Raw genomic sequence first — 1,238 nt, forward strand, 5'->3', positions numbered from 1 at the left:
TTAGTCTGCCGAGCATTACCTTCTTCCGCTTTACGCAGTTTCAAATTTTCCGCTTCAATCCGCAGCCGCACCAGCTTGGCCTCTAAAAGCAGCAGCTCACGCGCTTCTTCATACTCCTGTTGTTTCATCGTCCGTATCCTTGTCTATCTCACCGCGCAAATACGCAATGTTCGATCGAATATCCAGCAAGGTTTCAGCCACACGACTGCCCTGCTCCCGATAATTTGCCGATACTGTTTAAAATGATACAGTATAATCAACAGCTTCATAAAAAATACCTAAAAATATCCTCAAAGCCAACAGATTTGACAATGCTATCTCAATATTATCTTTTTTCAGAAAAACATAAGGCTTAAACAAAAGAAGATGTAACTGTCCTAAAAAGTTAAAAATTTGAGAGTCTTTTTCCAATAAGAAATAACAACTCGAGATCTTCTGCTACCATAATACTCAAAGGAGGGAACCAGAATGAATAATGCTAAATTAGTGATTCCAAATTGTAATGAGTTTATGTCTATTTATGGGTTTGATTGCGAAATAGACGATGTTATTCAGACCGTTAAGTTTGTTAACGGTGATGAACAAGTTACTTTGAGCTTTGATCTGACAGTAAATTCTGTCCGACTCTTGTTTTACAGAAAAGATTATATTGTCATTGATCTTTATCTAGAAGATCTGTCGGAGCTATATGTGGATGAAAATGGTAATTACCTATCATTTAAATTTTCTAACAGCCTTCATATCCTGATAAAACTCTATCCCCAAATTAATATTACTGGAACTACCCTGCTATAGATAACCAGAACAAATCTTTCTTTACTGATTATTTGAGGACAACCCCTTATCATTAGAGAGCAAGTGCCTAATCAAGGTTTCAAGAGTATCTTAAAAGCTACGAGAATATTTTTATGTCTATCTATGACGGCATTTGCAATAAAATTGACATATTCTAATATTCTTAGAAAACTCTATGCACCTGTTGCTTCATCGTCCGCATCCTTGTCTATCTCACCGCGCAAATACGCAATATCCGATCGAATATCCTGCAAGGTTTCAGCCACACGACTGCCCTGCTCCCGATAGTCCGCCGATACCTTACGGAACAATACGGCAATAATCAGCAGGCTCACAAAGAAAATGCCGAAAAATACCCACAAAGCGGCCACATCCGACAGCACGCGGTTCAAGCCGAACAGCAAACCGACCAAGCCCACCATCAACAGCGCGCCGGACAACAC

The 1,238-nt window shown here is 39.4% G+C and carries 1 protein-coding gene and 1 pseudogene; one reads left to right on the forward strand and one right to left on the reverse strand.

Annotated elements, in window-relative coordinates:
* Window positions 1–468 precede the first annotated feature (468 nt).
* Entirely contained in the window at window positions 469–795 is a 327-nt protein-coding gene (locus tag ACTHS3_RS13635; RefSeq protein WP_083313415.1) for a hypothetical protein, read from the forward strand.
* Between the two features lie 173 nt (window positions 796–968).
* Here the strand turns inward: ACTHS3_RS13635 and ACTHS3_RS13640 are convergent.
* A pseudogene (locus tag ACTHS3_RS13640) lies at window positions 969–1,238 on the reverse strand (phage holin family protein); the annotation flags it as partial.

The organism is Neisseria sp. P0009.S007, assembly GCF_051962515.1.

Excerpts from the sequence above, each read along its gene's own strand:
- ACTHS3_RS13635 (WP_083313415.1), top strand. The coding sequence starts at position 469 with ATGAATAATGCTAAATTAGTGATTCCAAATTGTAATGAGTTTATGTCT.